Here is a 17,903-nt window from a genome sequence, read left to right as displayed (position 1 = left end):
ATCGCAGCCGTCAGCGACGTCTTGCCGTGGTCAACGTGACCAATCGTGCCGATGTTGCAGTGCGGCTTATTGCGTTCAAACTTTTCCTTCGCCATCGTGGCACCCGTTCCTTTGATATTCCAATATTCGCTTTAATGGGTTCAGGCGTATTTCGCCTGAACCTCGGCAGCCACGTTCGACGGCACCTGCTCGTAGTGGTCGAACTGCATGGTGTAGCTCGCACGACCCTGGCTCATGCCGCGCAGGGTGTTCACGTAGCCGAACATGTTGGCGAGCGGGACCATCGCGTTGATGACCACGGCATTGCCGCGCATGTCCTGACCCTGGATCTGACCGCGACGGGAGTTCAGGTCACCGATGACCGAGCCCGTGTAGTCCTCAGGGGTCGTGACTTCGACCTTCATCACCGGCTCGAGCAGAACCGAAGCGCCCTTCTGGAGGGCCTCACGGAGAGCAGCGCGAGAAGCGATTTCGAAGGCCAGAGCCGACGAGTCGACTTCGTGGAAGGCACCGTCGATGAGCTCGACCTTGAGGTCGACCACCGGGAAGCCGGCAACGACGCCAGCGCCCACAACCGACTGGAGGCCCTTTTCGACGCCCGGGATGTATTCCTTCGGAACGGCACCGCCGACGATCTTCGACTCGAAGGAGAAGCCTGCACCCGTCTCGTTCGGCTGGACGACCAGCTTCACGCGAGCAAACTGACCCGTACCGCCGGTCTGCTTCTTGTGGGTGTAGTCCACCTCGGTCTTCTTCGTGATCGTCTCACGGTAAGCCACCTGAGGAGCGCCGACATTGGCATCGACCTTGTAGGTACGACGGAGAATGTCGACCTTAATGTCGAGGTGCAGTTCGCCCATGCCCTTCAGGATCGTCTGACCGGATTCCTGATCGGTGGAAACGCGGAAGGACGGATCCTCGGCAGCCATCTTCGAGAGAGCCAGACCCAGCTTTTCCTGGTCGCCCTTCGACTTCGGCTCGATCGCGATCTCGATGACCGGATCCGGGAACTCCATGCGCTCGAGGATCACAGCCTTGCTGGGATCGCAGAGCGTGTCACCGGTGCGGACTTCCTTAAGGCCAGCAAGAGCGACGATGTCGCCAGCATAGGCCTCTTTGATGTCTTCGCGGTTGTTCGCATGCATCAGAAGCATGCGGCCGACGCGCTCTTTCTTGTCGCGAGACGAGTTCAGCAGCGTTTCACCGGCGTTCACCTTGCCCGAATAAACGCGGCAGAAGGTGATCGTGCCCACGAAGGGATCGTCCATGATCTTGAAGGCGAGCATGGAGAAGGCTTCGTCGTCGGTCGGCTTACGGGTGATCGGCTCTTCGGTCTTGAAGTCGATGCCCTGGATCGCCTCACGGTCGGCCGGAGACGGCAGGAAGTCCACGACAGCGTCGAGCAGAGGCTGAACGCCCTTGTTCTTGAAGGCCGAACCGCAGAGAACCGGGTGGAACGCACGACGCTGAACAGCCGTACGGATCAGGCGACGCAGAGTTGCCTCGTCGGGCTCCTGGCCCTCGAGATAGGCAACCATGGCATCGTCATCCATCTCGACCGCAGCTTCGACGAGCTTGCCGCGATACTCGACAGCCTGGTCCTGCAGATCAGCCGGGATCTCGACCTCGTTGAACTTGGCGCCGAGCGCCTCGTTCTCCCAGACATAGGCCTTCATCTTGATCAGATCGACCATGCCCTGGAAATCGTTTTCCGCACCGATCGGGATCTGAAGGCAGACGGGCTTGCCGGCAACGCGCTTTACGATGTCGTCGACGCACTTGAAGAAGTTGGCACCGATCTTGTCCATCTTGTTGACGAACACGACGCGCGGAACGTCGTACTTGTCAGCCTGACGCCAAACAGTCTCGGTCTGGGGCTCAACGCCCTGGTTGCCGTCGAGAACGCAAACAGCGCCATCGAGCACGCGCAGCGAACGCTCGACTTCGATGGTGAAGTCGACGTGGCCGGGGGTGTCGATGATGTTCAGACGCTTGCCGTTCCAGAAGCATGTCGTGGCAGCGGACGTGATGGTGATGCCACGCTCCTGCTCCTGCTCCATCCAGTCCATGGTCGCCGAACCCTCGTGGGTTTCGCCGATCTTATGGTTCTTACCGGTGTAGTACAGGATGCGCTCAGTCGTCGTCGTCTTGCCGGCATCGATGTGCGCCATGATGCCGAAGTTACGGTAGTCCTCAATCGCGTGCGTGCGGGGCATCGCCTAAGCTCCTTACCGTTACCAGCGGTAGTGCGAGAACGCACGGTTGGCTTCAGCCATACGGTGAGTGTCTTCGCGCTTTTTCACGGCATTGCCGCGGTTGTTCGAGGCATCGAGCAGCTCAGCGGAGAGACGCTCGATCATGGTCTTGTCGTTGCGGCCGCGGGCAGCCTGGATGATCCAACGGATCGCGAGAGCCTGACGGCGCTCGGCGCGGACTTCGACCGGAACCTGATACGTCGCACCGCCGACGCGGCGGGAACGGACTTCGATTGCCGGGGCAACGTTGTCGAGGGCCTGCTTGAAGACCTCGAGCGGGTTAGCCTTCGCGCGGCTTTCGACCACATCGAATGCACCGTAGACGATGCTCTCGGCAGCAGACTTCTTACCGTCGTACATGATGGAGTTCATGAACTTCGTGACGACGATATCCCCGAACTTCGGATCCGGGATAATCTCGCGCTTTTCGGCGCTATGGCGGCGGGACATGAGCGAGCTCCGACCTAAAAATGAGTGTTAACGGCTTACTTCGGCCGCTTCGCGCCGTACTTCGAACGACGCTGCTTACGGTTCTTGACACCCTGGGTGTCGAGGACACCGCGGAGGATGTGGTAACGGACACCCGGAAGGTCCTTCACGCGGCCGCCGCGGATCATGACCACGGAGTGCTCCTGAAGGTTGTGACCTTCACCCGGGATGTAACCGATGACCTCGAAGCCATTGGTCAGACGAACCTTGGCGACCTTACGCAGAGCCGAGTTCGGCTTCTTCGGGGTCGTCGTATAAACGCGCGTGCACACGCCACGCTTCTGCGGGCAGGCCTCAAGCGCGGGAACCTTATTCCGGCTCTTTTGCGCCGTCCGCGGCTTGCGGATCAGCTGAGAGATCGTTGGCATCCTGTGCCCTCTTTCATCAGCCACCAAAGTGGCCTTTGGGTATCTTCAACGGTTCAACGCCGCACTCACCGTTCCTGCGGGCCTTGCATAGGCTGCACGAAACGAAGCCACGCCATTGGCTGTCGTAGCCCCTGGCGCGGTGCGATTGCAGAGGACCACGATGATCTGGCACCGCGGTCATGCCCTAAATCTGACGTTTGTCAGTCAAGGTTTGAGTTCGGCAGCGTTTAGGTTGCATCGGGTCGAAGCTAGGCGCTTCGACTGGCTAAAACCTACGGCCCGCCGGAAAGTCCGGTTTCTCTAGCGTCCGAGTCGCGGAAAGTCAACAGGTTTCGGTAACGGCCGCGAAAGCATGATGGAACGCCGGACTTAAAGCGCTCCCTCTTGTGTTAGATAGTTCTAATCCAGGCCTACGCAAGGGTATTTGAAAGTGGGGTCAGCGAGGATTTGGCGTGGCTAGTGCGGTCATTCACTATGTAGATGAAGCGTTCGACGTGAGTCATGCCAAACCCATGGGGCGGCACTTCGCCGGATTTGGCTTCCTCTCGGCCTTTGCGCGCCACGCTTCCGATCTTTCGATCACTGGGCTTGTCAGGAGCGTCTCGGAAGGCAAGTCTTTTGCTAGCTTTATCAAAGACTTGAACCCGGAAGCCCGACCTCGGATCGTGCTTCAGAAGGATCCCGGCGGCCTGGCGCACGCGGGCTGCCTTTTCACTCCCGCGACGATCAGTGCTTCTCAAGCCTGGACCCGAGAGCTTCACGGTTCGCGGTCGTGGAGCCTCTGCGGGGTGAACCATACCCTCTCTAGCGCCAGGACCATGGATGCTATCACGGAATGGCTGACCCTTCCGATCCAGCCTTGGGACGCGATGATCTGCACATCGACCGCCTCTCGCAACGTCATAGTCAGGCTTCTTGAGCGGCAGGCGGATTATCTCAGACGGCGGATTGGCGCGACAAGATTCGTCGTACCCCAATTGCCGATCATTCCTCTTGGGGTGGATTGCGAGGCACAGGGCAAGCACGCAACCGAACGGGATCGAGCCAGGGCCGAGCTTGGAATCGCTCCTGACGAAGTCGTCGCTCTCTTTCTCGGCCGTTTGTCATTCCATGCCAAGGCCAACCCGGCTCCGATGTATCTGGCGCTGGAACGCCTCGCCCAGAGACATCGCTTGGTTATCGTGGAATGTGGTTGGACGGCGAGCGACGCCATTGCTCAAGCCTTTGAAACAGCGAGGGCGAAGCTCTGCCCTTCGATACGTGCGATCACCCTCGATGGACGCAAGCAGGAGGAGCGCACTAAAGCCTGGTCCTGCGCCGACATCTTCTGCTCCCTCTCGGACAATATCCAGGAAACCTTCGGCTTGACCCCTATCGAGGCCATGGCGGCAGGCCTGCCCGTAGTGGTCTCCGACTGGGATGGCTACAAGGATACGGTACGAGATGGGATTGACGGCTTTACCATCCCTACCCTCGGGGCACCGGCAGGTGTGGGGCTGGACCTCGCCGTCCGCTACACGCTGGGAACGGATAGTTACGACCGATATATCGGCCAAGCCTCACTCGGCGTTTCAGTCGATATAGACGCGACTGCAGCGGCCATAGACCGCTTGGCCGCAGATCCTGAGCTTCGCCGCAGGCTTGGTGCCAATGGCGCAGCGAGAGCGCGCGAGGTGTATGACTGGAAGGTGATCGTTCGCGCCTATGAGAACCTCTGGGACAAGCTCGGCCACATTCGCCGGGAAGGCACTGCCCCCACTCCAGCGTCCAGCAAGCTGGCGACATACCGCCCTGCCCGGCCCGACCCCTATGAGCTTTTTGCGAGTTTCCCTTCTGGCACCCTGTCCCTTGACCACCAAATCCGCCGGACTCCGGAGATCAGCCTGGAAGATGTCAAGGAACGGCTTCGGCTGACAATCGCCCTTGCCGACTCAACGTCCGGCACAAGCGCAGAAGCGCTTGAGGCTCTTTGGCTCGAACTAGGGCCAGAGAACAGAACCGTGAGGGACGTTCTGGCCAAGGCTTCCATGCCGAAGCATCAAATAAGCATTCGAGCCCTTATCTGGCTCGCCAAGTTCGATCTCGCGAGGATCTCCCCTCCTGCATCAGTCTCCTGAAACAGAAAAGGCCGCCCGGAGGCGGCCTTCTCGATCTTATTGATTTCAGAGCCTTACTCGGCTGCCGGGGGCAGCTCGCTGACCTGGGCTGCCGACTCCGAGCGCTTCTGCTGGAGGATCAGCTCATCGCGATGGGTCGCGACTGCCTTGATCTGCGAAGTCAACGCACCCGTACCAGCCGGGATGAGGCTGCCGACGATGACGTTCTCCTTGAGGCCCTCGAGGGTGTCGACCTTGCCGTTGACCGCCGCCTCGGTGAGGACGCGGGTGGTCTCCTGGAAGGACGCCGCCGAGATGAAGGAGCGGGTCTGCAGCGATGCCTTGGTGATACCGAGCAGAACCGGCACGCCTTCGGCGGGCTTCTTCTTCTCGGACACGAGGCGCTCGTTGATCTCCTCGAACTCGAGACGATCAACCTGCTCGCCAGCGAGGAACTCGCTGTCGCCGCCTTCGGTGATCTCAACCTTCTGCAGCATCTGGCGAACGATCACCTCGATGTGCTTGTCGTTGATGAGCACGCCCTGGAGACGATAGACCTCCTGGATCTCGTTCACGAGGTAGGCTGCCAGCTCCTCGACGCCCTTGACGGCAAGGATGTCGTGCGGGGCCGGGTTGCCGTCCACGATGAAGTCGCCGATTTCGACGACGTCGCCGTCCTGGAGGTGGATGTGCTTGCCCTTCGGGATCAGGTACTCCACCGGCTCCGAACCATCGTGCGGGTTCAGCGTCAGGCGACGCTTGCTCTTGTAGTCGCGACCAAACTGAATCGTGCCGGACTTCTCCGCGATGATGGCCGCATCCTTCGGACGACGGGCCTCGAACAGCTCCGCCACGCGCGGCAGACCGCCCGTGATGTCGCGGGTCTTGGCGCTTTCCGTCGAAACACGGACCAGCACGTCACCGGCCTTCACCTTAGCACCGGGATCGACCGCAAGGATCGCGTCCACGGGCAGGAGGTAGCGAGCGTCGCCGCCGCGGGCCAGCTTGGCAACCTTGCCGCCCTTGCCCTCGATGATGACCGCCGGACGCAGATCCGCCGTACGAGCGGAGCCGCGCCAGTCAATGACCACGCGCTTGGCGATGCCGGTCGACTCGTCCACGGACTCGATCATCGACGCGCCGTCCACGAGGTCCTCGTAGCCGACGGTGCCTTCGACCTCGGTCAGGATCGGACGGGAATAGGGATCCCACTCTGCGATGCGCTGACCGCGCTTGATCGTGTCGCCCTCGTCGACCTTCAGACGCGAGCCGTACTGCAGACGGTGGACAGCGCGCTCGGTGCCGTCCGGACCCGTGATCACGACAGCCACGTTGCGGCCCATGACCACGAGATCGCCGTCGGAGTTCCGCGCAATGTTCTTGTTGCGGAAGCCGATGGTGCCTTCGAAGCTCGACTCGATGAAGGACGAGTCGGCAATCTGGGCAGCGCCGCCGATGTGGAAGGTACGCATGGTGAGCTGGGTGCCCGGCTCGCCGATGGACTGAGCGGCGATGACGCCGACAGCTTCACCGTGATTGACCGGGGTACCGCGTGCCAGGTCACGGCCGTAGCAGGTGGCGCAGACGCCGTTCTTGGACTCGCAGACGAGCACCGAACGGATCTTCACTTCCTGGATGCCGGCAGCGCCGATGGCTTCGAGGTGATGCTCCTCGATCATCGTGCCCTTGGGCACGATCACGGCGCCGTCCTGAGCGACCAGATCCTCGGCCGTGGAACGGCCCAGGATGCGCGAGGCCAGCGATGCGACCACCTGGCCGGCATCGATGATGGCGCGCATCTTGATGCCCTTCTCGGTGCCGCAATCCGTCTCACGGATGACCGCGTCCTGCGCCACGTCCACGAGACGGCGGGTCAGGTAACCCGAGTTCGCGGTCTTGAGCGCGGTGTCGGCCAAGCCCTTACGGGCGCCGTGGGTCGAGTTGAAGTACTCGAGAACGTCCAGGCCTTCCTTGAAGTTCGAGATGATCGGCGTCTCGATGATTTCGCCCGACGGCTTGGCCATGAGGCCACGCATGGCGGCGAGCTGCTTCATCTGAGCCGGCGAACCACGAGCACCCGAGTGAGACATCATGTAGATCGAGTTGACCTGCTTATCGCGGCCGTTCTCGTCCTTCTGAACCGCGGAAATGCGGTTCATCATCTCACCTGCGAGACGATCCGAGCACTTCGCCCAGGCGTCGACAACCTTGTTGTACTTCTCACCCTGGGTGATCAGGCCGTCTTGGTACTGCTGCTCGTAGTCCTTCGCGAGAGCGCGGGTTTCCTCGACGATCTCCCACTTGTTCTCCGGGATCACCATGTCGTCCTTGCCAAACGAAATGCCGGCGCGGAAGGCATTGTAGAAACCGAGGCCCATGATGCGATCGCAGAAGATCACCGATTCCTTCTGACCGCAGTGGCGGTAGACGGCATCGATCATGCCCGAGATCTCCTTCTTCGTCATGAGCTTGTTCACGACGTCGAAGGACAGAGCCGGGTGCTTCGGCAGAAGGCGCGAGAGCATGACCCGACCGGGGGTCGTGTCGACGATCTTCGTGTAGGGCTTGCCGTCCTCGCCGACACCTTCCCAGCGATAGCGGATCTTGGTGTGGAGCGTGATGACCTTCTCGTTCAGCGCATGCTCGATCTCGCCCATGTCGGCGAAAGCCTTGCCCTGACCGGGCTGACCTTCGGAGACGATGGAGAGATAGTAGAGGCCCAGAACGATGTCCTGCGACGGCACGATGATCGGCTGACCGTTGGCCGGGTGCAGGATGTTGTTGGTGGACATCATCAGCACGCGGGCTTCGAGCTGCGCCTCGAGCGAGAGCGGCACGTGGACGGCCATCTGGTCACCGTCGAAGTCTGCGTTGAACGCGGCGCAGACGAGCGGGTGCAGCTGGATCGCCTTGCCCTCGATCAGAGTGGGCTCGAAGGCCTGGATGCCGAGGCGGTGGAGCGTCGGGGCGCGGTTGAGCAGCACCGGATGCTCGCGAATGACCTCGTCCAGGATATCCCAAACCTCGGGCTTCTCCTTCTCGACGAGCTTCTTCGCCTGCTTGACGGTGGCGGACAGGCCGCGCGCATCGAGCTTGGCGTAGATGAACGGCTTGAACAGCTCGAGAGCCATCTTCTTCGGCAGGCCGCACTGATGGAGCTTGAGCTCCGGACCCACCACGATGACCGAACGGCCAGAGTAGTCGACGCGCTTGCCGAGCAGGTTCTGACGGAAGCGGCCCTGCTTGCCCTTCAGCATGTCGGCGAGCGACTTCAGCGGACGCTTGTTGGCGCCGGTGATGACGCGGCCGCGACGGCCGTTGTCGAACAGGGCGTCGACAGCCTCCTGCAGCATGCGCTTCTCGTTGCGGACGATGATGTCCGGAGCGCGAAGCTCCATGAGGCGCTTCAGGCGGTTGTTACGGTTGATGACGCGGCGGTACAGGTCGTTCAGATCCGACGTCGCGAAACGGCCGCCGTCGAGCGGCACGAGAGGACGCAGATCCGGCGGGATCACCGGCACGACGGTCATGATCATCCACTCGGGCTTGTTGCCCGACTGAATGAACGCCTCGATGATCTTGAGGCGCTTCATGAGCTTCTTGGGCTTCAGCTCCGAGGTGGTGACCGCGATTTCCTCACGGATCTCCTGAGCCGTCTTCTCGAGGTCGAGCTCCTGCAGGATGCGGCGGATGGCTTCAGCGCCGATCATGGCGGTGAAGCTGTCCTCGCCGAACTCGTCCTGAGCGCGGATGTACTCTTCCTCAGTCAGCAGCTGACGGTCCTTGAGCGGGGACAGACCGGCATCCACGACGATGTAGGATTCGAAATAAAGGATGCGCTCCAGATCCTTCAGGGTCATGTCGAGCAGCAGACCGATGCGGCTCGGCAGGGACTTCAGGAACCAGATGTGCGCGACGGGGGCCGCGAGCTCGATGTGGCCCATGCGGTCACGACGGACGCGGGCAAGCGTGACTTCCACGCCGCACTTCTCGCAGATCACGCCCTTGTACTTCATGCGCTTGTACTTGCCGCACAAGCACTCGTAGTCCTTGATGGGACCGAAGATGCGCGCGCAGAACAAGCCGTCACGCTCGGGCTTGAACGTACGGTAGTTGATGGTCTCCGGCTTCTTGATCTCGCCGTAGGACCAGGACAGAATCTTCTCAGGGCTCGCGATCGAGATCTTGATCTGATCGAAGCTTTGCGGCTGGGCCGTCTGGTTGAAGAGATTCATGACCTCTTGATTCATCGCCGTCTCCTGGGCTGAAGGGCGCTTATGTAAGCACCCTCGCCGGCAATTGCATGGGGCCGCGGCTCAAATGCCGCGGCCTTACCTCAAATCTATGAAGCGCTATCGCGCCTTACTCGGCTGCCTCGGACGGAGGGAGTTGCTCCGCCTCGTTGGCTGCCTTCTTGGAGTTGGTCAGTTCGACGTTCAGGCCGAGCGAGCGCATTTCCTTCACGAGAACGTTGAAGCTCTCCGGAATGCCCGACTCGAAGGTGTCGTCGCCACGCACGATGGCTTCGTAGACCTTGGTACGTCCGGCCACGTCGTCCGACTTGACCGTGAGCATTTCCTGAAGGGTATAGGCGGCGCCGTAAGCCTCGAGCGCCCAGACCTCCATTTCGCCGAAGCGCTGGCCGCCGAACTGGGCCTTGCCGCCCAGCGGCTGCTGGGTGACGAGGCTGTAGGGACCGATGGAGCGGGCGTGGATCTTGTCGTCCACGAGGTGGTGCAGCTTCAGCATGTAGATGTAGCCCACCGTGACCTTGCGGTCGAAAGCCTCGCCGGTCTTGCCGTCATACAGCGTGACCTGACCCGACGGGTCGAGACCAGCCTTCTGAAGCATGGCTTCGATGTCCGCCTCCTTCGCGCCGTCGAAGACGGGCGTGGCGAAGGGAACGCCGCGGCGCAGCTTGTTGCCGAGTTCCACGAGTTCCTCGTCGGAAGCCTGCTCGATCTCAGGCAGGTTGCCGTAGATCGACACGAGCTGATCGCGCAGGGACTTGGACTGACCGTTCCGCATGTAGGCGTCGACGGCCTGAGCGACCTGCTTGCCGAGACCGGCAGCAGCCCAGCCGAGGTGCGTCTCAAGGATCTGACCCACGTTCATGCGGCTCGGTACGCCGAGCGGGTTGAGCACGATATCCGCGTGGGTACCGTCCTCGAGGAACGGCATGTCCTCGATCGGAACGATGCGCGACACGACACCCTTGTTGCCGTGACGGCCGGCCATCTTGTCGCCCGGCTGGATCTTGCGCTTCACGGCCACGAAGACCTTGACCATCTTCATGACGCCCGGAGGCAGCTCGTCACCGCGCTGAAGCTTCTCGACCTTGTCGAGGAAGCGCTGTTCAAGGCGCTTCTTGGACTCGTCGTACTGCTTCTGCATGGCCTCGATTTCGGTCATCAGAGCATCGTCTTCGACCGCGAACTGCCACCATTGCGACCGCGGATACTCGTTGAGCAGCTCGCGGTTGATCGGGGTGTCCTTCTTGTAGCCCTTCGGCCCGGCCACGCCCTTCTTGCCGTTCAGGATCTCGGCAAGACGCGCATAGGTGTTGCGGTCCAGGATCGCCTGCTCGTCGTCGCGGTCCTTGGCGAGGCGCTCGATTTCCTCGCGCTCGATGGCCTGCGCACGCTCGTCCTTGTCGACGCCGTGACGGTTGAAGACGCGGACTTCCACGATGGTGCCGGTCACGCCCGGGGGCACGCGCAGCGAGGTATCGCGAACGTCGGAAGCCTTCTCACCGAAGATGGCGCGCAGAAGCTTCTCTTCCGGCGTCATCGGGCTTTCGCCCTTCGGCGTGATCTTGCCGACGAGGATGTCGCCCGCATGGACCTCGGCACCGATATAGACGATGCCGGCTTCGTCGAGGTTCTTCAGCGCCTCTTCCGAAACGTTCGGAATGTCGCGCGTGATTTCCTCAGGACCCAGCTTCGTGTCGCGGGCCATCACTTCGAACTCCTCGATATGGATCGAGGTGAACACGTCTTCCTTCACGATGCGCTCGGAGAGGAGGATCGAGTCTTCGAAGTTGTAGCCGTTCCACGGCATGAACGCGACGAGCACGTTGCGGCCGAGAGCCAGTTCGCCGTACTCGGTCGACGGACCGTCGGCGATGATATCGCCCTTGCGGACCATATCGCCGGCGCGCACCAGCGGCTTCTGCGTGATGCAGGTCGACTGGTTGGAGCGCTGGAACTTCTGCAGGCGGTAGATGTCGACGCCGGGACGGGTCGGATCCGTGTTCTCCGTCGCGCGGATAACGATACGGGTCGCGTCCACCTGGTCGACGATGCCGGTGCGGCGGGCCGCAATCGCAGCACCCGAGTCACGGGCCACGACCGCTTCCATGCCGGTACCGACGAACGGGGCGTCCGCCTGTACGAGCGGCACGGCCTGACGCTGCATGTTCGAACCCATGAGAGCGCGGTTCGCGTCGTCGTTCTCGAGGAACGGAATGAGCGCGGCGGCGACCGACACGAGCTGCTTCGGCGACACTTCCATCAGGTCCACGCGATCGGGCGCGGCCACGATGTTTTCACCGGCGCGGCGGCAAATCACCAGCTCTTCGGTGAGCGTGCCGTTGGCATCCAGCGTAGAGTTGGCCTGGGCGATGTTGTACTTCGCCTCTTCCATGGCCGACAGATACACCACTTCGTCCGTCACCTTGCTGTCGCGCACGCGGCGGAACGGCGTCTCGATGAAGCCGTACTTGTTCACGCGGGCGAAGGTGGCGAGCGAGTTGATCAGGCCGATGTTCGGGCCTTCCGGCGTCTCGATCGGGCAGATACGGCCATAGTGCGTCGGGTGCACGTCGCGGACTTCGAAGCCGGCGCGTTCGCGGGTCAGACCGCCCGGGCCAAGCGCCGAGAGACGACGCTTGTGCGTGACCTCGGAGAGCGGGTTGGTCTGGTCCATGAACTGCGAGAGCTGCGAGGAGCCGAAGAACTCGCGCACGGCGGCGGCGGCAGGCTTCGCGTTGATCAGGTCCTGCGGCATGACGGTGTCGATATCGACCGACGACATGCGCTCCTTGATCGCGCGTTCCATACGCAGCAGACCCAGGCGATACTGGTTCTCCATGAGCTCGCCGACCGAACGCACACGGCGGTTGCCGAGGTGGTCGATGTCGTCGATCTCGCCCTTGCCGTCACGCAGGTCCACAAGCGCCTTCGCCACGGCGAGGATGTCCTCGCGGCGCAGCGTACGCACTGTGTCCTCAGCATCGAGGTCGAGGCGCATGTTCATCTTCACGCGGCCGACGGCCGAGAGGTCGTAGCGCTCGGCATCGAAGAACAGCGAGTTGAACATCGCTTCCGCCGTCTCGAGGATCGGCGGCTCACCCGGACGCATGACGCGGTAAATGTCGAACAGAGCATCCTCGCGGGAGGAAGCCTTGTCCACGGCCAGCGTGTTGCGGATGTAGGGACCAACGGTGACGTGGTCGATGTCGAGAACCGGGATTTCCGTGTAGCCCAAGTCGATGAGGTCGACCAGGTTGCCCTTGCGGTCGCCGGTCTTGGCGTCGACGGTCAGGGTGATCTCGTCGCCGGCCTCGGCGTAGATCTCGCCCGTCTTCGGGTTCACGAGATCCTCGGCGATGTACTGGCCGACGAGATCCTCGTCCGTCACGCGCAGGTCCTTGAGACCCTTCTCGGCGAGCTGGCGGGCAGCGCGCACGGTCAGCTTCTTGCCGGCCTCGAGCACAACCTCGCCGGTCTTCGCATCGATGAGGTCGACGGAAGCCTTGAAGCCCTTCATGCGCTCCGCATCGTACGGAATGGTCCAGCCATCCTTCGTCTTGGTGTAGACGACGCGGTTGTAGAAGGTGTTGAGGATTTCCTCTCCGTCCAAGCCCAGGGCGTAGAGGAGCGACGTCACCGGAATCTTACGCTTGCGGTCGATACGAGCGTACACGATGTCCTTGGCGTCGAACTCGATGTCGAGCCAGGAACCGCGATACGGAATGATGCGGGCAGCGAACAGCAGCTTGCCGGAAGAATGGGTCTTGCCCTTGTCGTGGTCGAAGAACACGCCCGGCGAACGGTGCATCTGCGAGACGATAACGCGCTCGGTGCCGTTGACGATGAAGGTGCCGTTGTCGGTCATGAGCGGCATGTCGCCCATGTAGACGTCCTGCTCCTTGATGTCCTTCACGGAGCGGGCGCCGGTATCCGGGTCCACATCGAACACGATGAGACGCAGGGTTACCTTCAGCGGAGCGGCAAAGGTCATGCCGCGCTGACGGCACTCGTCAACGTCGTACTTCGGAGGCTCGAACGTGTATTTCACGAACTCGAGCAATGCAGTGTTAGAAAAGTCCGAAATCGGAAAAACCGATTTGAAGACGGCTTGCAAGCCCTCTTCCGGCCGGCCGCCTTTTGGCTCTTCGACCATCAAGAACTGGTCGTAGGATGCCTTTTGAACCTCGATAAGGTTCGGCATCTCCGCCACTTCCTTGATTTTCCCGAAGAACTTGCGAATGCGCTTCCGGCCGATCAGTGTATTGGCCATCTGGACCTCGTTCCTCATACACGCCTAATCGAGAACCCCAGGGGTCGGGACTCTGGATTAGGCGCCCGGCTAAGGCCGGTTTTCGAACCAATCCGGGCTCGTCTGCGAGCCCTTTCGGATGCCGTCTCAAGAAGCCCGGCCTCTTTGACGACACAACGGCCCCAAGCAAAAATGCCTGGGACCGTGTGTTTTTGAGCCCCGATTTCTCGGGGGTAACCCTGCGGCCATGAAGGCCGCAAAATTACTTAAGCTCGACCTTGGCGCCGACCTTCTCGAGGGTCGCCTTGATCTTCTCGGCTTCGTCCTTGGCAACGCCTTCCTTAACGGGCTTCGGCGCGCCTTCGACGAGGTCCTTAGCTTCCTTGAGGCCCAGGCCCGTGATGCCACGGACTTCCTTGATGACCTCGATCTTCTTGTCGCCTGCCGAAGCGAGAACGACCGTGAACTCGGTCTGCTCTTCAGCAGCCGGAGCGCCAGCGCCAGCGCCAGGAGCGGCAGCAACGGCAACAGCAGCGGCAGCGGAAACGCCCCACTTCTCTTCGAGCATCTTCGAGAGCTCAGCAGCCTCGAGAACGGTCAGCGACGAAAGATCGTCAACGAGCTTGGCAAGATCAGCCATTTCTTAGATCCTTAAGTTCAGTTCGAACGGGTTAGTGATTGAGGGTACGGCCTCACGCCGCTTCGCCTGTCTTGGCATAGGCCCCGAACACGCGAGCCAGCTTCGCAGCCGGCGCGGTCGAGAGCTGCGCGATCTTGGTAGCCGGGGCCTGGACGAGGCCGACCAGCTTGGCGCGCAGTTCGTCGAGGGACGGAAGGGTGGCAAGCGCCTTCACTCCGTCCACGTTCAGGGCGGTCGCGCCCATAGCTCCGCCAAGAATCACGAGCTTGTCGTTGGTCTTGGAGAAATCGACTGCGACCTTGGCCGCCGCGACCGGATCGCTCGAATAAGCGATCAGGGTCGGACCTTTCATAAGGCCCGAGATGGACGCGACGTCCGTGCCTTCGAGAGCGATTTTGGCGAGGCGGTTCTTCGCGACCTTCACGGTGGCGCCGGCCTGCTTCATCTGCGCGCGCAGCTTCTGCATGTCAGCGACCGTAAGGCCAGCATAGTGGGCCACGACGACGACGCTCGTGCTGGAAAACACGTCGCCGAGAGTCGAGACGAGCTCGCGCTTTGCTGCTCTATCCACTGGGCTCTCTCCGGTTGGCGGACCATGTCCGCCGGTTGCACTTGCCGTTCAAGGCCCAGGCTTGCACCTGAGGCACCCGAACGGCGCTCTCGCAAGCCCTGTCCCCCGGATGCGCCAGGCGGCGCAAAGGGTGAGATGGTTCGAACCGAAACTCGCTGCCTGCGTTTATGCAGACATGAAACTCGGCTTCCCCGTCTATGCAGGCCCTCTCGAATTAAGCCGGACAAGCCGGCGCCTGCAGTCTCGGACAGGACATAGCCGGAACGCGCCAAAGGTTGCCCCTTGACCCGCCGGCTTGTCACCACTCCATCGCTGGAGTGGATTCCTAACTGAAGCCGCGCGAAAGCGCAGCCTCCGTATATGTTGGAAACTCAACGCGTTCTAATAAGCCTTCCTGCCGCACTTGCCAAGAGGCTTTTGCCGGACATTTGGCGTTTATTTACGCAACTAAGTATCGTTCCCCTGCCCTCGCCTCTTTTGGGAGAGGGATGGAAACAAAAAGCCCGGCGACAGGCGCCGGGCTTTTCTCTTGCGATTCGGATGGACCGATTAGCCGTTCAGGACAGACGACGGATCGACCTTCACGCCCGGGCCCATCGTCGAGGAGACGGCGATGCGCTGGATGTAGGTGCCCTTGGCGCCCGAGGGCTTCGCCTTGGAGACGGCATCGGCGAAAGCCTTGATGTTCTCCACGAGCTTGTCCTCACCGAACGAGGCCTTGCCGATACCGGCATGGACGATACCAGCCTTCTCGACTCGGAACTCGACGGCGCCGCCCTTGGCAGCTTCGACGGCGCTCTTGACGTCCATGGTGACCGTGCCGACGCGCGGGTTCGGCATCAGGCCGCGCGGGCCGAGCACCTTACCGAGACGGCCGACGAGACCCATCATGTCCGGGGTCGCGATGCAGCGGTCGAACTCGATCGTACCGCCGTTGACGGTCTCGAACAGCTCTTCTGCACCCACGATGTCGGCACCGGCAGCCTTCGCCTCATCGGCCTTCGGGCCACGGGCGAACACGGCAACGCGAACCGTACGGCCAGAGCCGTTCGGAAGGTTGCAGACGCCGCGGACCATCTGGTCGGCGTGGCGGGGATCGACGCCGAGGTTCATCGAGATCTCGATGGTCTCGTCGAACTTCGCCTTGGCGCGTTCCTTGATCAGCTTCACTGCGTCCGAGATCGGATACAGCTTGTCGGCATCGATGCCCTCGCGGGCGGCGCGGATGCGCTTACCTTCATTAGCCATCGTGCCCTCCTTACGCCACTTCCATGCCCATCGAGCGCGCGGAGCCCTCGATCATGGCCATGGCGGACTCAACGGTGTCGCAGTTGAGATCGACCATCTTCTTCTCGGCGATCTCGCGGATCTGGTCGCGCGTCACACGGCCGACATTGCTGCCCTTGCCGGGGGTCTGCGAGCCCTTGTCGATCTTCGCGGCCTTCTTGAGCCAGTAAGAAACCGGCGGCTGCTTCATCTCGAAGGTGAAGGAACGATCCTGATAGGCGGTGATGATCACCGGGATCGGGGTGCCCTTCTCCATCTGCGCGGTCTTCGCATTGAAGGCCTTGCAGAATTCCATGATGTTCAGGCCGCGCTGACCCAGCGCAGGACCGATCGGCGGCGACGGGTTGGCCGCGCCGGCGGGCACTTGAAGCTTAACGTAGCCCGCAATTTTCTTTGCCATAGGACTGCTCCTAATGGACCATCCGCCCGGCGCCAACCGAACGGAATGGCAGTTGCAGATCGCGGTACAGCCTGAAACTCCCGGTTGGCGACCGGGCAGACCTCCCGCGGATGAAAGCCTCTTGGAGAGGCCATGAGCGCGGCGATCGTCTCGCCGCCCTCAGACGGTTCAGATCTTCTCGACCTGACCGTATTCGAGTTCGACCGGCGTGGCGCGGCCGAAGATGGACACCGCCACCTTGAGGCGGGCCCGGGCGTCGTCGACTTCCTCGACCACGCCGTTGAAGGATGCGAACGGGCCATCGGAGACACGTACCTGCTCGCCGATCTCGAAGCTGACGGACGGCTTGGGGTGATCGACACCCTCGGCCACCTGTCCCTTGATGCGCTCGGCTTCGCGGTCCGGAATCGGAACCGGCTTGGCCTTGTCTGCGCCCAGGAAGCCCGTCACCTTCGGCGTATTCTTGATGAGGTGATAAACCTCGTCGGTGAGGTCGCACTTCACCAGGACGTAGCCGGGGAAGAACTTACGCTCGGTATCGACCTTACGGCCGCGGCGCACCTCGACGACCTTCTCGGTCGGCACCATGACCTCGTCGAACTTGTCTTCCAGGCCGCGCTGGGCTGCCTGGTCCTTGATCGACTGAGCCACCTTGTTTTCGAAATTTGAGTAGGCGTGGACGATATACCAACGCTTCGTCATCACATCTACCTCTTAACCACCAAGTCCAAGGATTACCGAGCGAACGCCCCACCCGATCGCCTGATCGACAACCAGGAAGAACACGCTGGCCAGCACAACCATCAAGAACACCATGGCGGTCGTGATCATGGTTTCCTTGCGCGTCGGCCAAGTCACCTTCGCGGCTTCCGAGCGGACCTGCTGTATGAAATCGAACGGGTTCGTCTTCGCCATTTTCGCTTGCGTCCACAGGCCCTGAAGGCTGCGAACGTCCCTAAGGGCACGCTTGAGCCCAAATTGAAGGGGCGCGAGGCTGTTTTCCAGCCTCGCGCCACCTGTTCAAACCATCTTGGAGACGCCTCATAATCGAAAACGTCCGCCTTGTCGACCCGCTGGCAGGAGTGGAGGGACTCGAACCCCCAACCCCCGGTTTTGGAGACCGGTGCTCTAGCCGATTGAGCTACACTCCTGCGAGCGGGTCGACAGGTGGCGGATGAACCGCCACCCGATTTCTTTTAGTCCATCACGGCGGCGACGACGCCGGCGCCGACGGTACGACCGCCTTCACGGATAGCAAAGCGCAGCTTCTCTTCCATGGCGATCGGAGCAATCAG

At 61.6% G+C, this 17,903-nt stretch carries 14 protein-coding genes and 1 tRNA gene; 1 reads left to right on the top strand and 14 read right to left on the bottom strand.

The annotated features are described in order from the left end of the window. The 4 genes from BLP10_RS23015 to rpsL all read right to left on the bottom strand — a co-directional run. On the bottom strand, nt 1–95 hold a 95-nt coding region (locus tag BLP10_RS23015), incomplete at its 3' end, for a GTP-binding protein (RefSeq protein WP_205620562.1). 45 nt (nt 96–140) lie between these two features. Then, the gene (gene fusA, locus BLP10_RS22440; RefSeq protein ID WP_091139883.1) at nt 141–2,216 is read right to left on the bottom strand and encodes an elongation factor G; all 2,076 of its coding nucleotides are present in this window, start codon (nt 2,214–2,216) and stop codon (nt 141–143) included. An 18-nt stretch (nt 2,217–2,234) separates the two neighbouring features. Continuing rightward, nucleotides 2,235–2,705 carry a 30S ribosomal protein S7 gene (gene rpsG, locus BLP10_RS22435; protein WP_091139880.1) on the bottom strand — a complete coding sequence of 157 codons (471 nt, stop codon included), beginning with the start codon at nt 2,703–2,705 and terminating at the stop codon, nt 2,235–2,237. 35 nt (nt 2,706–2,740) lie between these two features. Continuing rightward, on the bottom strand, nt 2,741–3,112 hold the full coding sequence (rpsL, locus tag BLP10_RS22430; RefSeq protein ID WP_009764294.1) for a 30S ribosomal protein S12: 372 nt from the start codon (nt 3,110–3,112) through the stop codon (nt 2,741–2,743). A gap of 788 nt (nt 3,113–3,900) precedes the next feature. On the opposite strand from rpsL, the gene BLP10_RS22425 reads away from it, so the two are divergent. After that, entirely contained in the window at nt 3,901–5,229 is a 1,329-nt protein-coding gene (locus tag BLP10_RS22425) for a glycosyltransferase family 4 protein (RefSeq protein WP_210183656.1), read from the top strand. A 53-nt stretch (nt 5,230–5,282) separates the two neighbouring features. On the opposite strand, the gene rpoC is transcribed toward BLP10_RS22425, so the two are convergent. The 10 genes from rpoC to BLP10_RS22375 form a co-directional block, all read right to left on the bottom strand. Beyond that, nucleotides 5,283–9,458 (bottom strand): DNA-directed RNA polymerase subunit beta', encoded by a 4,176-nt coding sequence (rpoC, locus tag BLP10_RS22420; protein WP_091139871.1) that lies wholly within the window; start codon nt 9,456–9,458, stop codon nt 5,283–5,285. Nucleotides 9,459–9,570: 112 nt separating this feature from the next. Beyond that, complete coding sequence (gene rpoB / locus BLP10_RS22415; RefSeq protein ID WP_091139867.1) at nt 9,571–13,731, bottom strand: DNA-directed RNA polymerase subunit beta; 4,161 nt, start codon at nt 13,729–13,731, stop codon at nt 9,571–9,573. 241 nt (nt 13,732–13,972) lie between these two features. Next, nucleotides 13,973–14,350, bottom strand: a complete 378-nt coding sequence (gene rplL / locus BLP10_RS22410) for a 50S ribosomal protein L7/L12 (RefSeq protein ID WP_091139863.1) — start codon at nt 14,348–14,350, stop codon at nt 13,973–13,975. Nucleotides 14,351–14,402: 52 nt separating this feature from the next. Continuing rightward, entirely contained in the window at nt 14,403–14,921 is a 519-nt protein-coding gene (gene rplJ / locus BLP10_RS22405) for a 50S ribosomal protein L10 (RefSeq protein WP_091139859.1), read from the bottom strand. 549 nt (nt 14,922–15,470) lie between these two features. Continuing rightward, nucleotides 15,471–16,169 (bottom strand): 50S ribosomal protein L1, encoded by a 699-nt coding sequence (gene rplA, locus BLP10_RS22400; protein ID WP_091139856.1) that lies wholly within the window; start codon nt 16,167–16,169, stop codon nt 15,471–15,473. 10 nt (nt 16,170–16,179) lie between these two features. After that, the gene (gene rplK / locus BLP10_RS22395; RefSeq protein ID WP_091139853.1) at nt 16,180–16,608 is read right to left on the bottom strand and encodes a 50S ribosomal protein L11; all 429 of its coding nucleotides are present in this window, start codon (nt 16,606–16,608) and stop codon (nt 16,180–16,182) included. A 168-nt stretch (nt 16,609–16,776) separates the two neighbouring features. Further along, on the bottom strand, nt 16,777–17,310 hold the full coding sequence (gene nusG / locus BLP10_RS22390; protein ID WP_091139847.1) for a transcription termination/antitermination protein NusG: 534 nt from the start codon (nt 17,308–17,310) through the stop codon (nt 16,777–16,779). 12 nt (nt 17,311–17,322) lie between these two features. Further along, nucleotides 17,323–17,523 carry a preprotein translocase subunit SecE gene (gene secE, locus BLP10_RS22385; RefSeq protein WP_091139844.1) on the bottom strand — a complete coding sequence of 67 codons (201 nt, stop codon included), beginning with the start codon at nt 17,521–17,523 and terminating at the stop codon, nt 17,323–17,325. Nucleotides 17,524–17,682: 159 nt separating this feature from the next. Continuing rightward, nucleotides 17,683–17,759 (bottom strand) — tRNA-Trp (locus tag BLP10_RS22380). A 45-nt stretch (nt 17,760–17,804) separates the two neighbouring features. Continuing rightward, nucleotides 17,805–17,903: EF-Tu C-terminal domain-related protein (locus tag BLP10_RS22375; protein WP_483127774.1), on the bottom strand; the 99-nt coding region annotated here is incomplete at its 5' end.

The sequence above is a fragment of the Microvirga guangxiensis genome, from assembly GCF_900102135.1.
In the GTDB taxonomy this organism is placed as follows: domain Bacteria; phylum Pseudomonadota; class Alphaproteobacteria; order Rhizobiales; family Beijerinckiaceae; genus Microvirga; species Microvirga guangxiensis.
Note: the sequence above shows the minus strand (reverse complement) of the source record. Positions and strands in the feature narration are given on the sequence as shown.

Bases quoted from the DNA above. Each gene is read 5' to 3' on its own strand.
- fusA (WP_091139883.1), bottom strand. From the start codon at position 2,216: ATGCCCCGCACGCACGCGATTGAGGACTACCGTAACTTCGGCATCATG.
- rpsG (WP_091139880.1), bottom strand. From the start codon at position 2,705: ATGTCCCGCCGCCATAGCGCCGAAAAGCGCGAGATTATCCCGGATCCG.
- rpsL (WP_009764294.1), bottom strand. From the start codon at position 3,112: ATGCCAACGATCTCTCAGCTGATCCGCAAGCCGCGGACGGCGCAAAAG.
- rpoC (WP_091139871.1), bottom strand. From the start codon at position 9,458: ATGAATCAAGAGGTCATGAATCTCTTCAACCAGACGGCCCAGCCGCAA.
- rpoB (WP_091139867.1), bottom strand. From the start codon at position 13,731: ATGGCCAATACACTGATCGGCCGGAAGCGCATTCGCAAGTTCTTCGGG.
- rplL (WP_091139863.1), bottom strand. From the start codon at position 14,350: ATGGCTGATCTTGCCAAGCTCGTTGACGATCTTTCGTCGCTGACCGTT.
- rplA (WP_091139856.1), bottom strand. From the start codon at position 16,169: ATGGCTAATGAAGGTAAGCGCATCCGCGCCGCCCGCGAGGGCATCGAT.
- rplK (WP_091139853.1), bottom strand. From the start codon at position 16,608: ATGGCAAAGAAAATTGCGGGCTACGTTAAGCTTCAAGTGCCCGCCGGC.
- nusG (WP_091139847.1), bottom strand. From the start codon at position 17,310: ATGACGAAGCGTTGGTATATCGTCCACGCCTACTCAAATTTCGAAAAC.
- secE (WP_091139844.1), bottom strand. From the start codon at position 17,523: ATGGCGAAGACGAACCCGTTCGATTTCATACAGCAGGTCCGCTCGGAA.